Here is an 18661-nt window from a genome sequence, read left to right as displayed (position 1 = left end):
CGTCAGGGGACCCCGGCCTCAAGTGAACAAGTCCGCCGTGGTGAGGCCCGCATGCGGGCGGAGATCGTCGAAGATATCGAGCCACGTTCCCACCCCGATCAAAGCTCTCAAGGCCTCCTCGACGAGGATCGGGGCGAGCACCCTCCGATTCGACAGGAGCTCTACCTCCGCAGGGGTTGCTCTTCTTCGACGGTTCCCTGAGTAGTCGACCACGTCGAATTGGTCCGGCACCGCAACGAGCTCCTTATAGGCCGGCAACGGCATGCCGGCAGCCACCGGGGCATTGCCGACTGTCACCCAGTCACCAACGTGAAGCTTTGCGTCCAGCGAGAGGGCAAGTAGCACCACAGGCGACCCTGTCGCCTTGACAGCCTGAGCTTCCGTCGCGTCCACGGGCACAAGGTCTTCCAGGATGGCGAAATAGAGCGCGCTAGAGCGGTAGTTAGCGACGACTTGCCCGACACCGGCACGCCCGTCACCCACCGGCACGATGAATACATCGCCAACCTCGGTCTTCCGTCTCACCACACGTCTCCTCCCACATCCCAGTACCTCGCATCATTCATCTGGTGCCGAGCGTCCTGGAGTCCACCGTCCGAATTGCTGGGGTTTGCCGGGCCGCCCGCCTGACGGATGAAGAACGCTTCCGCACGGTCGAGTTGGACACCAGGCTCCGCTTCAATTCCGAAGCTGAACACGGCCCGGATGCGGGAAAGCAGACGCCGGTCCGGTAGCGGCCGGAAGCACTGCAGATATTCCGGGGAGCGACCAATCTGGCAGCTCAGTTCTCAATCGGCCACCCTAACGGTCGTATAGCTCACCTGCGATGCGGGTGAAGTGTTCGCGGTCCATGCTGAATCCCGTCCGCAATAGACCGTTCGCGTGCACGCTGAGGATGTGGTCGGTGTTGCAGGTGCTCCTGCCGGCGCGGGCGGCTGCGTCATCGCAATCATCGTTCATCGCCATTCACCGTTCGGTAGCCGATGAGCATCGGTCGGGGGTAGCCGTCAGGATGACCCTCCTCCGGGGTGCCATACAGGATCCGTTCCCTCGGCTCCTGTCAGTTCCACTGGCTTCTTTACGACGAAGTCCCGGGGGCTAGCCTCCGCGATGATTGCCGCCAGTTCGGGGTTCATGAGCCACTGGCGGAACGCCATCAGCCCGTCACCGAACCACTCGGGGCTCGCCGCCACGTCGTGCCCCGCCAGGATCCCCGGATCGATCATGGGCGGCAAGATGCCGAAATCCAATGGCACCCATCTCCACACTCCGCAGTCGGCACACTGCGCCCCTGCTCGCCCATGGTGTTCAAGGCCCTTCTTCTCGAGCCCCTCAGGCGCGAACCACCGCTCGCCCACCACAGGGATCAGGATCTGGAATGCCCGCCCAGGTGAAGATGCGTGCCACTGAACTTCGCGCAACTCGACAGCGAAGCGGCCACGAATAGCGTCAGCGGCCTTCTCGCCCACACAGGGGCTGTCGTAATGCCAGTACGGAACCCACCCGCCCTCGGGCCGCATCGATTTTCGTTGCAGGACGAGCGACCCGGTCTGAGGCCCGTTTGGTACGCCGCAAGCGTGGCACCACCCGTCCTCGCCATACATCGGCGTTAGACCGAACGACACTTCGGGCCACGGCCAGCCGCGATTGCGTTTGAACTTCAGCTGCACGAGGTCAGTCACGACGTCAAGCCCAATCGCTCGAGGATCTCGGGATGGTTGCCACATGGCGAACGTTATCGCGACCGGTGCCGCTCTACCGGACGGCTAGGTGTACCGGATCAGGCTCCGGCCTACGGGCAGGCATGCCCGAGTGAGGACCCCTTGTGAGCGTGGTCGGCTCGTCTACGGTGGTGGGACGACCAAAGGAGCGATCGTGACCCAGAAGTCATCAACGTGGACTCGTGTGAAGAGGTTCTTTCGCCCCGAGCCGGAGACCTACGACACGCGTCGCCCGCGTGCCGGTGAACCCGCACCCGGGCTCGAAACGCAGAAGTACGAGGCGACCGACTCCCGCCGGCACGGCGGCACCGGCGCGATCGGCGGACACTGACACCCGAATTCGGACGCTCGGCCCGCGCGCCCCGTCAACCGGCCCCGGATCGTACGTAACAACGCGCGCCGAGCGACCCTCCCTCTAGGACTGTAGAGACAGCAGAACCAGGTGATCCCCATTGCTAGCTCGGGCAGCATGAGTATCGAGACGTGCGTGCACTGCGGCGCTCCGATCGACCTTCACGACCGCGATCTCCGCTTCACTCATCCTGAGCCGGTCCTTCGTGCTCTGGACATCAGTCCCTCGGACATCTGGATGACCGGGAAGGACGCCGCCGAGTCCGTGCTCATGCAGGTTCAGGGGCTCGGCGCATTCGTCCGCGCTCTGCTCCCCGTGCAACTGACCGGCGGCTACGCGGTGACCTACGGTGTCTGGGTCGCGATCGACGCCGCCGACTTGCCCCATGTCATCGACGTGTGGTGGAAGCCGGAATACGCCGAGCTGCAACTCGAGGGCACCCTCGCAAACGTCGTGGAACCCTGGGGCCTCTACGGCTTGCGGGTCTCATTGCGCGTGCTTGACGATGACCACACTCCGTACTACGTCGCCAGTCCAGACACCACGCTGGCCGCCGTCATCAGCAACGAGTGGGACCACGCGACCATCCTAGACACGCTGGCCTAACAGGTCCCCGCCCGGTTGAGGACCCCCATGCGGACGCGCCGGGACCGGCACGGATGCTCGGGGACCCCTGGGGGACCCTTGAGGCAGAAGGCGTCGCGCTACTCCGCACGCGGCGTGAGCACGCTCACTTGGGTGCGGATGTCGTCGAGGAGCGCCTCCGTGTCTGCAGTCGCATTGATGCCCGCGGCCATGGTGAGGAACATCACCGACGACACCGCCCGCGCCAGTGCGGCCGCTTCCGCCGCGCTGATCTCGGCCCCGCGTGCGATCACGGCCGCGAGAGCGGCTTCGGTCTTCGCGGCAATCGCGAGCGCCTCCGCGTGCCGCGGCTCACCGGGGTCTCCGAAGACCATTTCGCGCAGGTAGCTGCGTCCGTTGTCGATGTGCACGCGGTTGCACTCCACGATCGGCCCGATTATCGCCATCAGCGCGTCGACCAGGTCCTCCATACCGTCGGCGGCGGCTCGTCCGCGACCGAGCGCTTCTTCGTAGTGGGCATTCTGCACGAGCAGGAGCAGCTCGCCCTTCGTCTTGGCGTAGAGGAAGAGTGTTCCGGTGCCGATGTCGGCGGCATCCGCGATCTGCTGCGTGGTCACGTCGTCCACGCCGCGCTCGGCGAACAGAGTGCTGGCTGCGGCGATGATCCGTTCGAGCTTCGCCTGCTTGTTGCGTTCCCGGCGGCCGGCCGGAATCGATGTCTCCGTCATTCTCCGCCTCTCGGGAATAGCTGGTGACCAAACTCAGTTATGAGTGGAGTCAGTAATGACAAAACTCGGCCTCTCCACGATCTTCCCATGCCACGCGTGACAAGCGGGGAGAGTCTGCGACCCATCGAAATCGACAGAAAGCGGAATCAGATGACCTCTCTCGACGGAGCCGTCGTGCTCATCACGGGCGCGAACGGCGGGATCGGCACCCGGCTCGTGGATCAGGCCCTCGCTCGCGGCGCTTCCAAGGTGTATGCCACCGCGCGCACACCGCGCGCGTGGGGCGACGACCGGGTCGTTCCCGTGGTGCTCGACGTCACCGCTCCGGCTTCCATCCGGGGCGTCCTCGAGGCGGCTCCCGACGTCACGGTGCTCATCAACAACGCGGGCGCCTCGGCATCCACGGGCCGCATCCTCTCTCAGAGCGACGAGGAGATCCGCGGCAATGTCGAGACCAATCTCGTCGGACCGCTGATGCTGTCGCGTGCGTACGCTCCGGCGCTCGCGGCCCGGGGTGGCAACACGGCGATCGTCAACATCCACTCCGCCCTGTCCTGGTACGCCGTGGCGGGCATCTATTCGGCGACGAAGGCGGGGCTGTGGTCGGTAACGAACTCCCTTCGCCTAGAGCTGCAGCCTGCGGGCGTGCAGGTTCTGGGCGTGCACGTCGGCTACGTCGACACGGCCATGGCGGCGCACAGCGCAGACCCGAAGCTCGACCCGGCCGAGTTGGCCGTCATGGTGTTCGACACGCTGGAGGCGGGCGGGATCGAACTGCTGGCGGATGACACCTCTCGCCGCGCGAAGGCGGGCTTGTCGGCACCGCTCGAGGCTGTGTACCCGCAGCTTGCAGCGGGCGCGTGAAGGTCGGGGCGAGTCATGAGAGCGTTCGTCTTCGATTCGTACAAGCATCCCCTGCATGAGGCGGATGTCGCTGAGCCGACCGTGGGCGACCACGACGTTCTCGTCCAGGTGGCAGCGGCGGGAGTGAACCAGCTCGACGAGAAGATCCGTTTCGGCGAGTTCAAGCGGATCCTCCACTACAGTCTCCCGCTGACGCTCGGCCACGACCTGGCCGGGACGGTTATCCGAACGGGCAGTAAAGTCCGGGGATTCCAAGCGGGCGACGCCGTGTACGCCCGCCTCCGCGATCACCGGATCGGAACCTTCGCTGAGCGCATCGCCGTGCACGAGTCCGATCTCGCCCCCAGCCCCACTTCGGTCAGCCTGGCAGAGGCCGCGTCGCTACCACTGGTCTCGCTGACCGCATGGCAGGCTCTCGTGGTGCTCGGCGACGTGCAACCCGGTCAGAAGGTGCTCATCCACGCCGGCAGCGGAGGCGTGGGCACGATCGCCATCCAGCTCGCCAAGCATCTCGGGGCTTTCGTCGCGACGACAGCATCCGGCAGGAACGCCGACTTCCTGCGAGATCTGGGATCGGATGTCGTGATCGACCACCGCACGCAAGACTTCACGCAGGAACTGTCGGACTACGACTTCGTCCTCGACAGTCTCGGCGGCGAGAACCTGGCGAAGTCTCTGCGAGTGCTCAAGCGCGGCGGGAAGGCCATCGGGATCTCCGGGCCGCCGACCCCGGCATTCGCCAAGAAGGCGGGACTGAATCCGATTCTTCGCCTCGCGATCAGGGGCCTCAGCAGGAAGGTCCGGGCACAGGCGGCACAGGCGGGAGTCAGCTACGAGTTCCTGTTCATGCAGGCCTCGGGTGAGCAGCTTCGCCAGATCGCCGAACTGGTGGACGCCCGCGCGATTCGCCCGGTCGTCGGGAGGACCTTCCCCTTCGCGCAGACACCTGAGGCGCTCGCTTCCCTCAGCGTGGCAGGCACGCGCGGCAAGACCGTCATCACCCTCACATGACTCAGCCGCGGACGGCCCTTTGCAGCGCAACCGAGGTCGGGCGGGATCTCGGACGGGTCAGTCCGCGGCCGTCACGCTGAGCACCAGTCAGCGTTGTGGCACATCCGTCATCGGGCGCAGGCCGACGACCGCGAGTTCTCGTCCGCTGGCGACGAGCGGCGCCCTCATCCATTCCAGGTCGGAAAGCCCCGACCCGTGGGTGTCCTGCATCCCGAAAGGCTCGACCCGGTACTTTCGTGCCGGGTCGAGCCCGGGAAGGGTGATCCGGCCTGACGGGTACGCGGTCTCCCTCGTCATGAACAATCGCCAGGGAACTCGCCCCTCCGAAGACGCGGCTGCCCGGGTGCGAGCCGCCGCTGCGGAACTGGACACGTTAGACCAAGTGTCCGACCCGGCGAGCTCCGAAGAACGCGTCGCCGCCGGCACTGATGCGAGCGGACAATCGCTAGTCAGCTGCCATAACCAAGCGAGGGTGCTCCACCTCTGGAGGGGTGTTGCGCTTGCAGCCGCCTCCGACGGGAACTACCGCGGAATCACGCGGCTCCTGACGCTCCGAGGTGTCAGCGTAGTGAGGGCGGCGCACCGCAGGGGTCCCCGAAGAGTCCCCCTGGGGGACCCCTGGGCGCCCAAAGTGCCTTCGATGAGGGGCATGCGACCGACGGCACACAAAGCGAAAAAACCTGGATAACCTGGGGTTTTCATGCGGAGACGGAGGGATTTGAACCCTCGGTCCCCGTAAGGGGATTCCACCTTAGCAGGGTAGATTCAGCCATCCGCGGCCTCGGTGGCGCGCTAGCGTTCTGCCGCCGAATCACGCGGATTTGGTGCTTCACCGGGTGATTCCCGTCCTGAGGCCGGCCGCACTCCACACACTCCGCACACTTCACAGTCACCGGGACTCGGCGTGCTCGGGATGCTCGGGGACCCCTGGGGGACCCCTGGTCTCGGGCCGTCCGCGCCAGCCGCCACGGACGTGGATGTCGCTCGACTAGGTGGACGCGGGAACCGGCCCACAAACAATATCGGCGACGTCATCCGCGCGAAGGGCTGGTGGGCACGGTCGCAGCCTGAGGACCAGAGCCGATTATCGGGGGCAGGTAGAGACTCCCCGCATATTTGGTCCGGTAGGCGTCATCGACCGCATCGCCGACGGATGCGTCGGCTTGTTCGAACCGCACCTTGCGCACGTGTCCGGCAACTCGAATTCGTCCGCGGTGCTGGGTCACTGCTGCCTGATACCAGCGGGAGCCGGTGCCATGCCAGGCGCGCACGTACAGCTCCCCGTCGACGACGACAGACCAGATCCCCGTCGGCGTGCCATAGGTGGTGCCGTCCTGAACGGCATCCCAGCCGGCCATCATGCCCTCGCTCGCGGGTCGTCCTTCCGCTCTCACTTCCCGCTGTAGACGGGGAACCGGCTGTCGTCGCCGTAGTCCCGCGCCTCCATGTTCCGCAGATCGGCCATGTCGACGTCGGAGATCTCGAAGTCGACGTCGGCGTTTGCCCGCATGTGGTCGGGGTTCGCGGTCTTCGGTAGTGAGACGGTGCCCAGTTGGAGGGTGTATCGGATGCAGAGCTGCGGCACGGTCACACCGTAGGTCTTCGCCATTTCGGCAACGAAACTGTTCTTCAGCATCTGCCCGTGTGCGATTGGCGAGTACGCCTGCACACGGATGCCGCGGTCGTCGCAGGACTTCAGCAGGTCGGTGGGGGTGTTGCCGACGTGCACGAGCAATTGGTTCACGTGCGGCACGACGGTGCCGCTGTCGATGATGTTCTCGAGGTCCGCCTCGAGGAAGTTCGAGACGCCGATCGCGCGGAGCTTCTCGGCAGTGTGCGCTTCTTCAAGAGCACGCCATGCCGCGCGGTTGCCGTCGGCGTAGTCTCCGCCGCGGAAGTCCGCCCAGGGCTGCGGGCTGTGGATCAGCATGAGGTCCACATACTCCAGACCCAGCCGGTCGAGCGACTCGTCGATCGAAGCGGCGGCCGTGTCGTAGTCCTTGATCTCCGCGGCGAGCTTGGTCGACACGAACAGGTCGGATCGGGGCACGCCGGCGGTGCGGATGCCCTGGCCGACCCCGCGCTCGTTACCGTACGCCTGCGCGGTGTCGATGTGCCGGTAGCCGATCTCGACGGCACTGCGCACCGCATCCGCCGCCTTGTCGTCGTCGATGAACCAGGTGCCCAGCCCGAGTCTCGGGATTTCGACACCGTTCGCCAGGTTGTATCTCTCGGTGAGGATGCTCACGCGTTGCTCCGCTTCTCGTTCAGGGTCTCGTAGTACTCGTCGGTGACGGGTTCAAGCCACTCGTTGGCGGTGTCCTCGCCAGGGACTGCGATGGCGACATGGCTGAACCACGAGTCGGCTTTCGCACCATGCCAATGCTTCTGCCCGGCGGGGATCTCGACCACAGTCCCGGGTTCGAGGCTGAGCGGCTCCTCCCCCTCCGCCTGGAACCAGCCGCTCCCGACGGTCGCGAGCAGGATCTGGCCACCGCCGGAGGTCGCATTGTGACGGTGCCAGTTGTTGCGGCATCCGGGCTCGAACGTCACGTTGGAGACGCTCATCCCGAGGCTCGCCAGCGGCTGGAGATAGCTCTGCCCGATGAAGTACTGCCCGAACGCATCGTTCTTCTCCCCCCGCGGGAACAGGCTGTCGAAGCTCATCTCAGTTGTTCTCATTGGTCGTGATGTCCTTCAAGACGGTCATCGCAGCCATGCCGTTGGGCCAGCCGGTGTAGAACGCGAGGTGCAGGATGGCTTCCTTCAGCTCCTGGTCGGTGACCCCGTTCTGACGGGCGAAGTCGAGGTGGAATCGCAGTTGATCCGTCTTGCCCAGCGCTGTCAGCGCGGCGACCGTGACGAGGCCTCGGTCGCGCTTGGACAGGTCATCCCGCTCCCACACCTCGTCGAACAGCACATCGTCGGTGTAATGCACCAATCCCGGTGCGAACTCTCCGAACGCACGCTGCCCGCCGGTCCATCCGCTCTGCTCATCCGCCATGGTGTCCTCCTTCGCCAGACTCCACCCAACCCCTGCCCGCATGATCGAGGGAGTCCCTTGCGGAACGTGTACTCGTAGAGCACCCCCCTGGCCCGGTACCGCGCGTAGCGTGACGGCATGGACAACAAGGCAGAGGTGCGTGAGTTCCTCACCTCGCGTCGTGCGAAGCTCACCCCCGACAAGGCGGGAATCCCGGGTGGCAGCAACCGTCGCGTGCCGGGTCTGCGGCGAAGCGAGGTCGCGATGCTCGCCGGTGTCAGTATCGAGTACTACGCCAAGCTCGAACGCGGTCAGATCGCGGGCGCCTCCGAGTCCGTGCTACACGCGATCGCGCAGGCCCTGCAGCTCGATGACGCCGAGCGCGAGCACCTCGCCGACTTGGCCCGCGCCGCGGGATCTGTGCCCGCGCGATCGCGGCGCACGCGCGGCCTGACAACATCCATCCGGTCCGACATGCAGCTGATGCTCGACGCGATAACGGGAGGCGCGGCAGTGGTGCGCAACGGCCGAATGGACATCCTCGCCGCCAACGTGCTCGGGCGCGCCGTGTACGCCGAAGTTCTCGAATCCCCGGCCGGCGGCAACCTCGCCCGCTATACCTTCCTCGACCCCCGCTCGCACGACTTCCACCCGCATTGGGGCAAGGCCGCCGACATCACCGTCGCGATCCTCCGCACCGAGGCCGGCCGCGACCCCTACGACCGGGGCCTCCAAGACCTCGTCGGCGAACTCTCCACCCGCAGCGACGAATTCCGCGTGCGCTGGGGCGCGCACAACGTGCGCCAGCATGGCGCCGGGGTCAAACACTTCACCCACCCCATCGTCGGCGCGCTCGAGCTGCGTTACGAAGACCTGCAGTTCGTACAGCATCCCGGGCTCACGTTCCTCATCTACGTGCCGCAGTACGGATCCGAGAGCGAAGAGCGCTTCCGCCTGCTCGCCAGCTGGCAGGCGACACAGGATGCTGCAGGCTCCGACCCGACGACGCACAACGCCGACGCCACGGCCGGAAAGGACTGAACCATGCACACCCGCACTCTCGGACAGGGACTCGAGGTCTCGGCGGTCGGACTCGGCTGCATGGGAATGTCCCAGAGCTACGGCCCCAACCCCGGCACCCGCGCCGAGATGATCGCCGTGCTCCGCTCAGCCGTTGAGCTCGGCGTCACATTCTTCGACACCGCGGAGGTCTACGGCCCCTACGTCAACGAAGAACTCGTAGGCGAAGCACTCGCCCCCCTCCGCGACCAGGTCGTGATCGCCACGAAGTTCGGCTGGGACATCCAGAACGGCAGGATGGCCGGGCTGAACAGCAGCCCGGCACAGATCCGGGCGGTCGCCGAGGCGTCGCTGCGGCGACTGCGCACCGACGTGATCGACCTCTTCTACCAGCACCGCGTCGATCCGGACGTGCCTATCGAGGACGTCGCGGGAACCGTCGGCGACCTCGTCGCGGAGGGCAAGGTCCGCCACTTCGGTCTCTCGGAAGCATCCGCCGCCACCATCCGCGCGGCCCACGCGACATTCCCGGTCAGGGCCGTGCAATCCGAGTACTCGCTGTGGACCCGTGACCCCGAAGACGAGGTCCTCCCGACACTTGCGGAGCTCGGCATCGGGTTCGTGCCGTTCAGCCCACTCGGAAAGGGCTTCCTCACCGGCACCGTCGACACCAGCACGGCCTTCGCCGATGACGACATCCGCCGCCGCATCCCCCGATTCGAGCAGGACAACCTCGCCGCCAACCAGGCGCTCATCGACCACGTCAAGACTCTCGCCGCGGACAAAGGGGCCACGCCTGGCCAGATCGCGCTCGCGTGGCTGCTGGCGCAGCATCCCTTCATCGTTCCGATTCCGGGCACCCGGCGCACCGCCCGCATCCAGGAGAACGCCGAAGCCACCACCGTCGGCCTCTCCGCCGACGAACACGCCGACCTCGACTCCCTCGCCCGCCGCATCGGCGTCGCGGGCGACCGCTACAACGCTCAGCACATGGGATTCGTCAACCGCTAGAAGACAGCTGCCCTCCGAGGGAACACCTCAGCCCAGCGTTAGCATTTGACGGCGTTGCCGACTGGGCCCCTTACGTACACCACCTGTGGAAGGGTGTCGCACTGCGGCGGCCCGCGACCTGCACAACCGCGGAATCACGCGGCTCCTGCTGCTCCAACGCGCCATGCAGTTCGGGTAGTGCACCGCAGGGCTCCCCCAAGGGTCCCCTTGGGGGACCCTTGGACACCGAAAATGCCCTAGGTGGAGGCATAAGTCGGAATTCATCTAATAGGAACACCCCGGCTTACCGGGGATTTTTCTGCGCAGACGGAGGGATTTGAACCCTCGGTCCCCCTGGGTCGCCAGCGCGTTCGCTGCCGGATGAGGCGGAGGAACTGCCGTGGGTCGTCTCGAGCCCGGCTCGGTCAATGAATCGGGATGCCTCGGCGGCGACGGGCGCTGCGGAGTTCCGGATCACGAGATTCGGCGGGATCGTGGTCGAGCTGACCGGTTCGTGACGGAGGGCCAGAATGATCGCCGACATGACCGCTTCGCCGAGCTCGTCGAAGTCCTGACGAACCGTGGTGAGCGGCGGCATGAGGTGCGCCGCACCCGGCATGTCGTCGAACCCGACCACGCTGATGTCGTCGGGAACGTGCAAGCGGCGGGTCGACAGGCCATGGATCACTCCGAGCGCCATCTGATCGTTCCCCGCGAACACGGCCGTCGCATCTCCCATGATCTGCCGGTCCGCTCCCACCTGGAACCCGCTCTCGGATGACCAGTCGCCGACCACAACGCCGACACGTACGCCCGCTCGGGCGGCCGCGGCGACAGCCGCCCTCCGCCGCGCCACCCCAACGGTGCTGCTCGAAGGGCCGGCGATGTGCAGCACCGAGCGGTGGCCCAGTCCGACGAGATAGTCGACCACGGCGCGCGCTCCTCGCGCCTGGTCGATATCCACGTGCAGGAGACCGTCAACCGGCTCGCCGCCGACGAGGACCACCGGCATCCGGTTCGCCATCTCCGTGAGAATTGCCGGAGTCTTCAGCGGCGGTCCGATCACGCACAGTGCATCGACGCCCTGATCTTCCAGCTGCATGATGCCTTCGGCGAACTCGTCATCACTCCCCCGGTGCGAAAATGCCACCACTGACAATCGTGAGGATCGGGCCGCCTGCTCCAGCGCGAGAAGTGTGCTCTTCGGGCCGAACTCGGTCGGTGCATTGACCATCGCCCCGATGCGGAGAGTGCGCTGCGTGGCCAAGGTGCGAGCAGCCGAGCTGGGGCGGTAGTGGATCTCGTCTATCGCCGCCTGCACACGCTCGCGGGTCGCGGGTTTGATATTCGCGGACTTGTTGAGCACCCGCGACACTGTCATGTGCGAGACGCCAGCGAGTTTCGCGACATCGTAGATGCTGGGCCGCTTCGTTGAACCGGGGGTCTCAGGTCTCATGAGCGTCCTCACTCCTCTCGAGCCGTCCGCCTGAATAGGCGATGAGCTCGGGACGGACCGAACTTCGTTGACCCGCCGGTCATACTGACCGAAAGTCGATGCCCAGGAGAGATGCCGCCGCCCGATAGGTGGACGCGCGATATCCAAGGGAGAGGCTCCAGTGATGACCGACGCCCGTACCGGACCACTCGTCGACCCATTCGCCGGGGTCGCGCCGGAAGCTCACGCGGCTGGTGGTGTTGCCGATCTCGAGCAACGGTCCCGGCACCACCTCGCCCTCAGAAGCCACGAAGGATAACCGGCCGTCGCGATCTTGGCCGAGGCCGAGAAGCGTGACCGGTCCGTGGCGAACGTCGAACTCCACCGATACTCCCCACCCACGTTTGCCGTGATAGACGCCCAACCCGCGCAACAGGGGAGACTTCGATGACACCGCAAGGTGAGCGGGCCCGTCGTGCCCCATCTCCACGACTCCGTCGGCGAAGTTGAGCGCCTGGATCTCGCAAAAGGAGCCGCCAGCCCCGACGACCTGGGTGGTGAGCTGAGCCAAGGTTGTACGCAATTCGTACTCCCCGGTGGTCGGGATGCCCCGCGCGGTCAAGAGCGAAGCGCCGAGGATCATACCTGCCCCGAGCCGCTCATGCAGCTCACCCCCCAAGCCCCTGTGATAGTAGGCCAGCGAGTCCAGCTGGAAATCCTCGACCAGCCGATCCAAACCAACGGATACTTTCGCGCCCCAAGCGAAATCTTCCTCGTTCACCGATTGGTCGATCGTGAAGATCTCCCGTGCGAACCGCATCCTCTCCCGAGCGTCTGCATCGCTGACGGCATCGACACGAACCCGAAGATCGTCGAACTCAAGTACCTCAATGTGTGATCCGAAGTGAGCAGGCAGCAGAGTGAGATCGGTGGACACGTCCAACATGCCTGGATAGAGGTGTCCCATCAAGCCGTGGCGCGCATGCCGCAGAGCGGCGCGGATGTGCGCCGCGTCGATCCATTCCTCTATCCGCCGCCAAGCCGACTCCTGTCGTAACCAACCCGAGACCGAGCGGAACTCAATGCCCGCGCGCCGAAATACGTTCCCGAGCTCTGGGACCGGGCATTGCCCGCAGTAGGCCAGCCACGCCCCGGTATCGAAGGCCGCGTGATCCATCTTTTCGCTCGGTTGGAGATCGATCACCAGAACGGGCGCCCCGGAACGCTTTGCGATTGGAAGGACCATCGAGCTTGTGAGATAGGTCGTGAGGAAGAGGACGATCAGGTCGCAATCAGCGCGGCGCAGCTTCTCTGCTGCGACGGCACCGTCGATGGCATCCGAGATGAAGCCGGCGTCCTCGACATCTGCATTCATGGCCGCGAAGCGCTCGGAAACGTACCGAGCCGATTCCCTCAATTGCGGCAAGAGACTCGGGAATTGGGGCCAGTAGGTTCCGAGGCCGCCTGCGACCAGCCCAATCTTGGGCTTGCGTCGGGGTCGCGTGCGCAGCAGGTCATCTCGAAGAGTGGGTGTCATCAGTCCTCTGCGACGTAGGGAAGGATAGTCATGGAACGTTTCACGATAGCATGTGGTTGTCAACGTGGTTACATGGAGCCAGGCCCAGCACTGCTGATTCCGCTTGCTGACTCGGCGCCCGGATGAGAGCCGGGTCGTCATGCGGGGCTATGCGCGGCGACACCTCGAACGGCCGGACGATTGGAAGGCGATGTCAGGCAGCGGCATACGCAGTCTTACGATGCGTGACGTTGCCCGTGCGGCGGGCGTATCGACCGGCACAGTTTCCAATGTCTTGAACGGCTTGCCAACCGTCGACCCAGATCTGCGTGAGCGCGTGATGTCAGCGATAGCACGCATCGGCTACGTTCGGAATGAGTCCGCCCGACAGCTCAAGTCTGGTCGCAGCTCCACTCTCGGGGTAGTGCTCCCGGACGCCGGAGATCCGTTCTTCGTAGACGTTGCAGCGGGAGTCGAAGAGGCGGCCAACAGTGCCGGATACACCGTGCTGACGTGCAACGCGAACGGTCGCGACGATCGGGAGAGCGCCTATCTTGCGACGCTCGAGCAAAGCAGGGTTGACGGGATCGTCTTCGTCAGTACGCGCCTGAGCGCTGAGCGGCAGGCGCAGCTCAACGAGATCGAGCAGCGAGGCACGCCGGTAGTGGTCATCGGCCACCTGTTCGACAGTCCGGAGTTGGACTCGGTGACGGGCGACAATTACGCCGGGGGTCGGATGGCTGTCCAGCACCTTCTGGAGCAAGGACACCGAAGAATTGCCCTGATCAGTAGGCCCGACACCCTCGAGGCGTACAAGGCGCGCTCATCGGGCGCGCACGCGGCGATCTCGGAATTCGGACATAGTGCCGTCCTGCAGGTGCAGCGAGTAGCGGAGGACAGCATCCAGGCCGGCTACGCCGCCACACTCGAACTCCTGAACTCGCCCAATGCCCCGTCGGCGGTATTCGGCGCGAACCACCTGCTTGCTCTGGGGGCTCTGCAGGCGTCCACGGTCCGAGGCACGCGTGTGCCCGCCGATCTCGCGATCGTGGGCTACGACGACACGCCTTATACCGCGGGCGCGGCAGTCCCCATCACTTCGGTGAGCCAGGCGAGCGTCGACTTCGGGGTGACCGCCACGGGCCTGCTGATGGATGCCATCGAGGGTCGGCGTGGCGCACCCAGGCAGCTGGTGTACTCACCGAAGGTCGTCGTCAGAGCCAGCACTACGAGGACATGACGAGCGATCGGCGGAGAGGGTAGTCACTTCCTCCTCAGCCGATGAGCGAGTCACGAGTTGGGCGGCGCTGCGAAGGCTTCCTCGTCGAGGCGATCGCGTCCCAGGGCCTCGGTGAGCGCCTGCACCCGTGCGAACCCGTGGATATGATCCGGTTCGACAAAGCTTCTCTCGGTCGACTCGTTCCAAGCGTTGGCGGTGATATGGGGCACTTCGCGCGTCGCCGCCTAGGTGATCGCAGTCATGATCGCTTCCCGAACAGTTGCGGTGAGTTGTCCACCACGACGGGAAAGTGGTGCCATTTGTCGCAGCGGATCGGCTCGCCTCTCTCCGTGCGGGGTGTGGAGTCCCATCCGGCTGCCACTGTGGGCGCAAATGGAAGCGGCAGGGACGCTGCATCTTTACTGCACCGGGAGCGGGCCTCGGAGAACCATCGGCTGTAGGCCATCGTCGGAACCACGTGTGGGCGGTCCCAGGTGTAGTCGGTGAAGCTGTCGAAACCCGCGTCCGAGGCGCCGGGAGGCACGGCCTCGCCGTCCGGCGGGCAGATGCCAGCGATGTGCAGGTCCCCCACGCCGACCTCGCGCGCCCGCTCTCGGAAGGACGAGGGCGCGTTGCGGAGGGCGCCAGGCGCGCCGAGATGATCCATGAGGTGGGCTGGCTCGAGGATCGAGGAGTATGCCCCACCCTCATCGCGCCAGTAATGGTTCAGAGACATGTATCGGCTCAGGACGCGTTCGGTGAGGAGGTTGAAGTCGTATGGGTCTACCGTCGCGGAGGCCAGAGGGCGGGGGGATTTCGTTGGCTGGTGCGGGACAGACGTCGACCAAGTGGTGATTGCCCCACATGAGGGAGAAGGGCAACGGAAAGCCGGGGCGGGCAATCACCTCATCGAGCTGACGGTCCTGGAAGGGTGCTCGTTCGCCCCGATACCAGTCCACGATGAAAGCGCTGACACCGGCTGCAGCAGCCAACCGCGCGGATCGGTGGGCGGCATGCACGTCGCAGTCGTTGGTGAATCCCCACAGCGGAGCGACGGGCTGCTGGTGGTCCTCGAATCGCTTGGTGGCCTGCCTCACCACCCGCCACTCGGAGTATCCCTCCGCCATCCACGTCTCTTACCGCGGGTCTACGTGCCAATTGTCGTACCAGTACGTACCGACGGCGGGTGTCATCGTCGTCCTTGTGACATGTGAGTGCGCCGGCAGGGGGACGGATGTTCGCGTGCCGGTGGCCGTCAGCGCAGTTGCTCCTGGGCTCATTGGCGGGGCCTCGCCCGCCCCTCACATGTGCCGAGCGATCACACGGTCGCGCGAAGTGCCGCAATAGCATCGAGGTACGCGTAGCCGTGCTCTGAGTCCGGAAGCAAGTAGGACCCCTCGGTCCATTCGTTCCACGCGTTGATCGAGATCTCCGAGTACCGGTCGTGGTGTCGGCGAGCGAACTCGATTGCCTTCTTCAGCGCGGCCTCGAATTCGGCTGGGGTTGATCGCCATGCCGAGATCCACGGGTAGTCGCCTTGCTGGAAAGCCCGGGCCTGATTAGTCCGAGGTGAGCTGTCCCATCCGACGGTCACATTGGGGAAGAACGGAACGGGCAGACGCTGAGCGTATCGCTCGTATACGTCGTACACACGGTCCGCCTGTTCGGTCCACGATCCGCCGACAGGAAACGCGGTGTCGTCGTGGTCCATGTGATGGATCCAGACGTAAGAGCTGGCGCTCGCCACGCCGAGGTACTCGAGATCCGTGGGGGCGATCGAACCGCTGAGATCTGTGGGAAGAATCGCTGAGTCCCAGATCAGGAAATCTATATGGACCCCTTCATGACCGGCGCGTCGCGTCTCATCGTCGAACTCGCGCAGCAAGTGTCGCGCGACGTCGCGTCCCCCGACGCCGCGAATGAAGCGGGACGGCTCATAGATCGAGAATCGCGGGCGACCTTCAATGCGCGTGTGATTCGGTCGCGAGAAGTAGTTGGCTATTACATAGCGGAAGAACTGTCTGAAGGCATCTGCCGAGATCTCGCCTCGGGCCAGGAGCGGCGCGGGCTCGTGTGGGGCCGACGAGGGGAAGATGTTCACGTAGTCATGATTCGCCCACATGATGGAGAACTCGATGTCCGTGAAATTCCGGGCGCCGAAGAAGCCCTTCTCCAGGGCGCCGTTGAGGAATGGACCATCTTCATACCAGTAGTGGTCGAAGATGAAGCCGTCCAAGCCGCCGCGTCGTGCGAGCTCGATCTGCGCCTCGGCTGTCGAGGGATCGCTCTCGTCGAACGCGCCGAGCATAGGCCGTTTCGGCTGCTGATGTCCCTGGAACCGGGGCGTCGCCGCGGCGACGATGTCCCACTCCGTCCACCCTTGCCCGAACCACCGTTCGTTACGGGGATCGACATGGTAATTCGGAAAGTAGTAGGCGAGGACTTTGGGGGTAGGACGCATCTACTTGACCGCTCCGCCCGAAAGGCCGCGCCTGAACTGCGACTGCGTCAGCAGGTACAGCACGACGACCGGGATACTGATGAGTATGTTTGCCGCGAATATCTTGGGAAGGTCCATTCGTCTCTCACTCGCAAAATAGGTAGGTACTTGTGTGGCCACTCTCAGGTCGGGGGCCTGGAGGAAAAGCAAAGGGAGCACGTACTCGTTCCATGCCCCGAGGAAGGTGAAAACGGCTATCACGAAAAGAATCGGCCGTGCCAACGGGACAAGGATGCTCACGAAGAATCGAACGGTGCCGGCGCCGTCGATTCGAGCGGCCTCCCAGACCTCGATAGGCAGCCCGCGGATGTAGTTGGAGCACAGCAGCACTCCGAACGGAAGCGCGATCGCCGCCTGTGGCAGGATGACGGCCCAATGCGTGTTGTCGAGTTGCAGCGACTGGATGATCGTGAACAGCGGGGCGATGAGAGCAACGGCCGGCAGCGTGAGTCCGCCCAGCAACAGGGCGAGCATCAGGCGAGAGCCGCGCGGACGTAGGAGTTCTATCGCAAAGGCACCGGCGAGCGAGCAGACCAGCACGATGGCGACGGTGGCGACGGCGATCACAAGGCTGTTGCCGATGAAGGTGACAAACGGCGTGCCGGTGAGCACAACTAGATAGTTCAAGCCCCCCTGCCCCTGCAATGATTGCCATCCGATCATGACAAGCGGAAGCGCGACGAGGACGATCGAAAGAAGGACGGCGATCTGCGAGAGGGCCCGCCCGATGAATGTCTGGCGTATGAACATCAGCTGTTATTCGCTCGCGTGAGGCGGACCTGCAGGACCGCGAAGAGCAGAGCCACGCCAACCAGCGCCATAGACAGCGCTGCACCGTACCCGGCATTGAACTGGGTTACGACTTGACGGTAGATGTACGTGGTCAGGAACTCGGTGGACGTGCCCGGTCCTCCCCCGGTGATGAGGAATACGAGCTCGAAGGTCTTCAGAGCTCCGATGAAGCCCAGCACGATCAGGATCAGGTGCGATCCGCGCAGGAGCGGGAAGACGATGTGGCGGATGAGTTGTCCCGTTGATGCTCCGTCGACGCGGGCGGCTTCGAGTACTGACGCGTCAAGCTGTCCAAGCGCCGCGTCATAGATGACGAAGCTGTAGCCGGTGTACTGCCAGATGTTGATCACTGCCAAGGAGAACAGTGCGATGTTCGGATCCGCGACCCACGGCACCTCTGCAGGGACACCGATCAGTCGGAGCAACTCGTTGAACTGTCCATCCGGTGTAAGCAGGAGCCGGAAGGAAGTCGCAACGACCGCTGGCGACAGGACCACCGGGACGAACAGGAGGGTGCGCAGCAGTCCGGTTCCATACGATCTCGTCCTCACCAGTACGGCTAACGCGAAACCGAGCAGCAGCTGAGTGAAGACGGCGATCAGTCCGAAGAGAAGGGTGTTGGCGAGGGCGCGCCAGAACGTCGGATCTGCGGCGAGCCGGATGTAATTGTCGAAACCAATGGTCTGGTGCGTCGGCGACACGCCGTTCCACTGCCAGGTGGAGTACACGATGTTCGCCGCAATGCTCACGTAGATGAGTCCGACCACGAGCACCAAGGAAGGAAGCAGAAACGCGTAACCCTCCACCGTGGCCATGAGCGCGGATCTGCGGCGGGTCATCGATGACTTCTCGGTGGTCTGGTTGCGGCGCTGGAAGGGCACGCTCCGCGCCGTTGCTTCGGTGGTCATTGCATCTCTCACTTCAGGCGGGGCGGGGAGCCAAGCG

General features: G+C 64.8%; 19 protein-coding genes and 1 tRNA gene. 6 read left to right on the top strand and 14 right to left on the bottom strand.

Annotation, left to right across the window (positions count from 1 at the left end; genetic code table 11):
• Positions 1-18: 18 nt before the first annotated feature.
• Together G5T42_RS07790 and G5T42_RS07785 are read right to left on the bottom strand one after the other, a co-directional pair.
• Positions 19-525: a hypothetical protein gene (locus tag G5T42_RS07790; RefSeq protein ID WP_165127409.1), complete on the bottom strand. Its 507-nt coding sequence runs from the start codon at positions 523-525 to the stop codon at positions 19-21.
• A gap of 482 nt (positions 526-1007) precedes the next feature.
• Positions 1008-1682, bottom strand: a complete 675-nt coding sequence (locus G5T42_RS07785; RefSeq protein ID WP_165127407.1) for a hypothetical protein — start codon at positions 1680-1682, stop codon at positions 1008-1010.
• Positions 1683-2190: 508 nt separating this feature from the next.
• Between G5T42_RS07785 and G5T42_RS07780 the strand changes: the two genes are divergently transcribed.
• A complete protein-coding gene (locus G5T42_RS07780; protein ID WP_165127405.1) occupies positions 2191-2679 on the top strand; it encodes a DUF2199 domain-containing protein in 489 nt (162 codons plus the stop codon).
• Between the two features lie 98 nt (positions 2680-2777).
• Here G5T42_RS07780 and G5T42_RS07775 read toward each other — a convergent pair whose 3' ends face one another.
• Positions 2778-3386, bottom strand: coding sequence for a TetR/AcrR family transcriptional regulator (locus tag G5T42_RS07775; RefSeq protein WP_165127403.1), 609 nt, complete (start codon positions 3384-3386; stop codon positions 2778-2780).
• Positions 3387-3536: 150 nt separating this feature from the next.
• Between G5T42_RS07775 and G5T42_RS07770 the strand changes: the two genes are divergently transcribed.
• Both G5T42_RS07770 and G5T42_RS07765 read left to right on the top strand, forming a co-directional pair.
• The gene (locus G5T42_RS07770) at positions 3537-4250 is read left to right on the top strand and encodes an SDR family oxidoreductase (RefSeq protein WP_165127401.1); all 714 of its coding nucleotides are present in this window, start codon (positions 3537-3539) and stop codon (positions 4248-4250) included.
• 15 nt (positions 4251-4265) lie between these two features.
• Complete coding sequence (locus G5T42_RS07765; protein ID WP_165127399.1) at positions 4266-5261, top strand: NADP-dependent oxidoreductase; 996 nt, start codon at positions 4266-4268, stop codon at positions 5259-5261.
• Between the two features lie 87 nt (positions 5262-5348).
• Here G5T42_RS07765 and G5T42_RS17885 read toward each other — a convergent pair whose 3' ends face one another.
• The 6 genes from G5T42_RS17885 to G5T42_RS07740 form a co-directional block, all read right to left on the bottom strand.
• The gene (locus G5T42_RS17885; RefSeq protein WP_277601778.1) at positions 5349-5471 is read right to left on the bottom strand and encodes a hypothetical protein; all 123 of its coding nucleotides are present in this window, start codon (positions 5469-5471) and stop codon (positions 5349-5351) included.
• 493 nt (positions 5472-5964) lie between these two features.
• Positions 5965-6036 (bottom strand) — tRNA-OTHER (locus tag G5T42_RS07760).
• Positions 6037-6292: 256 nt separating this feature from the next.
• On the bottom strand, positions 6293-6619 hold the full coding sequence (locus G5T42_RS07755; RefSeq protein ID WP_206535727.1) for a DUF2255 family protein: 327 nt from the start codon (positions 6617-6619) through the stop codon (positions 6293-6295).
• Positions 6620-6651: 32 nt separating this feature from the next.
• The gene (locus G5T42_RS07750; protein ID WP_165127395.1) at positions 6652-7509 is read right to left on the bottom strand and encodes an aldo/keto reductase; all 858 of its coding nucleotides are present in this window, start codon (positions 7507-7509) and stop codon (positions 6652-6654) included.
• A complete protein-coding gene (locus tag G5T42_RS07745; RefSeq protein WP_241246010.1) occupies positions 7506-7928 on the bottom strand; it encodes a cupin domain-containing protein in 423 nt (140 codons plus the stop codon). The genes G5T42_RS07750 and G5T42_RS07745 overlap by 4 nt, the downstream gene beginning before the upstream one ends.
• Before the next feature lies 1 nt (position 7929).
• Positions 7930-8265, bottom strand: coding sequence for a carboxymuconolactone decarboxylase family protein (locus G5T42_RS07740; RefSeq protein ID WP_165127391.1), 336 nt, complete (start codon positions 8263-8265; stop codon positions 7930-7932).
• 117 nt (positions 8266-8382) lie between these two features.
• On the opposite strand from G5T42_RS07740, the gene G5T42_RS07735 reads away from it, so the two are divergent.
• Together G5T42_RS07735 and G5T42_RS07730 are read left to right on the top strand one after the other, a co-directional pair.
• Positions 8383-9285 (top strand): helix-turn-helix transcriptional regulator, encoded by a 903-nt coding sequence (locus tag G5T42_RS07735; RefSeq protein WP_165127388.1) that lies wholly within the window; start codon positions 8383-8385, stop codon positions 9283-9285.
• A gap of 3 nt (positions 9286-9288) precedes the next feature.
• Entirely contained in the window at positions 9289-10275 is a 987-nt protein-coding gene (locus tag G5T42_RS07730; RefSeq protein WP_165127386.1) for an aldo/keto reductase, read from the top strand.
• Positions 10276-10558: 283 nt separating this feature from the next.
• Here the strand turns inward: G5T42_RS07730 and G5T42_RS07725 are convergent, their stop codons facing one another.
• Both G5T42_RS07725 and G5T42_RS07720 read right to left on the bottom strand, forming a co-directional pair.
• A complete protein-coding gene (locus tag G5T42_RS07725; protein WP_165127384.1) occupies positions 10559-11710 on the bottom strand; it encodes a LacI family DNA-binding transcriptional regulator in 1152 nt (383 codons plus the stop codon).
• Between the two features lie 79 nt (positions 11711-11789).
• Entirely contained in the window at positions 11790-13226 is a 1437-nt protein-coding gene (locus tag G5T42_RS07720; protein ID WP_165127382.1) for an L-fucose/L-arabinose isomerase family protein, read from the bottom strand.
• A 220-nt stretch (positions 13227-13446) separates the two neighbouring features.
• Between G5T42_RS07720 and G5T42_RS07715 the strand changes: the two genes are divergently transcribed.
• Positions 13447-14445, top strand: a complete 999-nt coding sequence (locus tag G5T42_RS07715; protein WP_165127380.1) for a LacI family DNA-binding transcriptional regulator — start codon at positions 13447-13449, stop codon at positions 14443-14445.
• Positions 14446-15742: 1297 nt separating this feature from the next.
• Here G5T42_RS07715 and G5T42_RS07705 read toward each other — a convergent pair.
• Genes G5T42_RS07705 through G5T42_RS07695 form a run of 3 tightly spaced genes read right to left on the bottom strand, consistent with a single transcriptional unit; the run spans position 15743 to position 18624 of the window.
• Positions 15743-16885 (bottom strand): glycoside hydrolase family 99-like domain-containing protein, encoded by a 1143-nt coding sequence (locus G5T42_RS07705; protein WP_165127376.1) that lies wholly within the window; start codon positions 16883-16885, stop codon positions 15743-15745.
• Positions 16886-17674, bottom strand: coding sequence for a carbohydrate ABC transporter permease (locus G5T42_RS07700; protein WP_165127374.1), 789 nt, complete (start codon positions 17672-17674; stop codon positions 16886-16888).
• Positions 17674-18624 (bottom strand): sugar ABC transporter permease, encoded by a 951-nt coding sequence (locus G5T42_RS07695; protein ID WP_165127372.1) that lies wholly within the window; start codon positions 18622-18624, stop codon positions 17674-17676. Before G5T42_RS07695 ends, G5T42_RS07700 begins: the two co-directional genes overlap by 1 nt.
• Positions 18625-18661 lie beyond the last annotated feature (37 nt).

It is taken from the genome of Microbacterium sp. 4R-513 (assembly GCF_011046485.1).
Lineage (GTDB): Bacteria > Actinomycetota > Actinomycetes > Actinomycetales > Microbacteriaceae > Microbacterium.
This window is presented reverse-complemented; position numbering and strand designations above follow the sequence as displayed.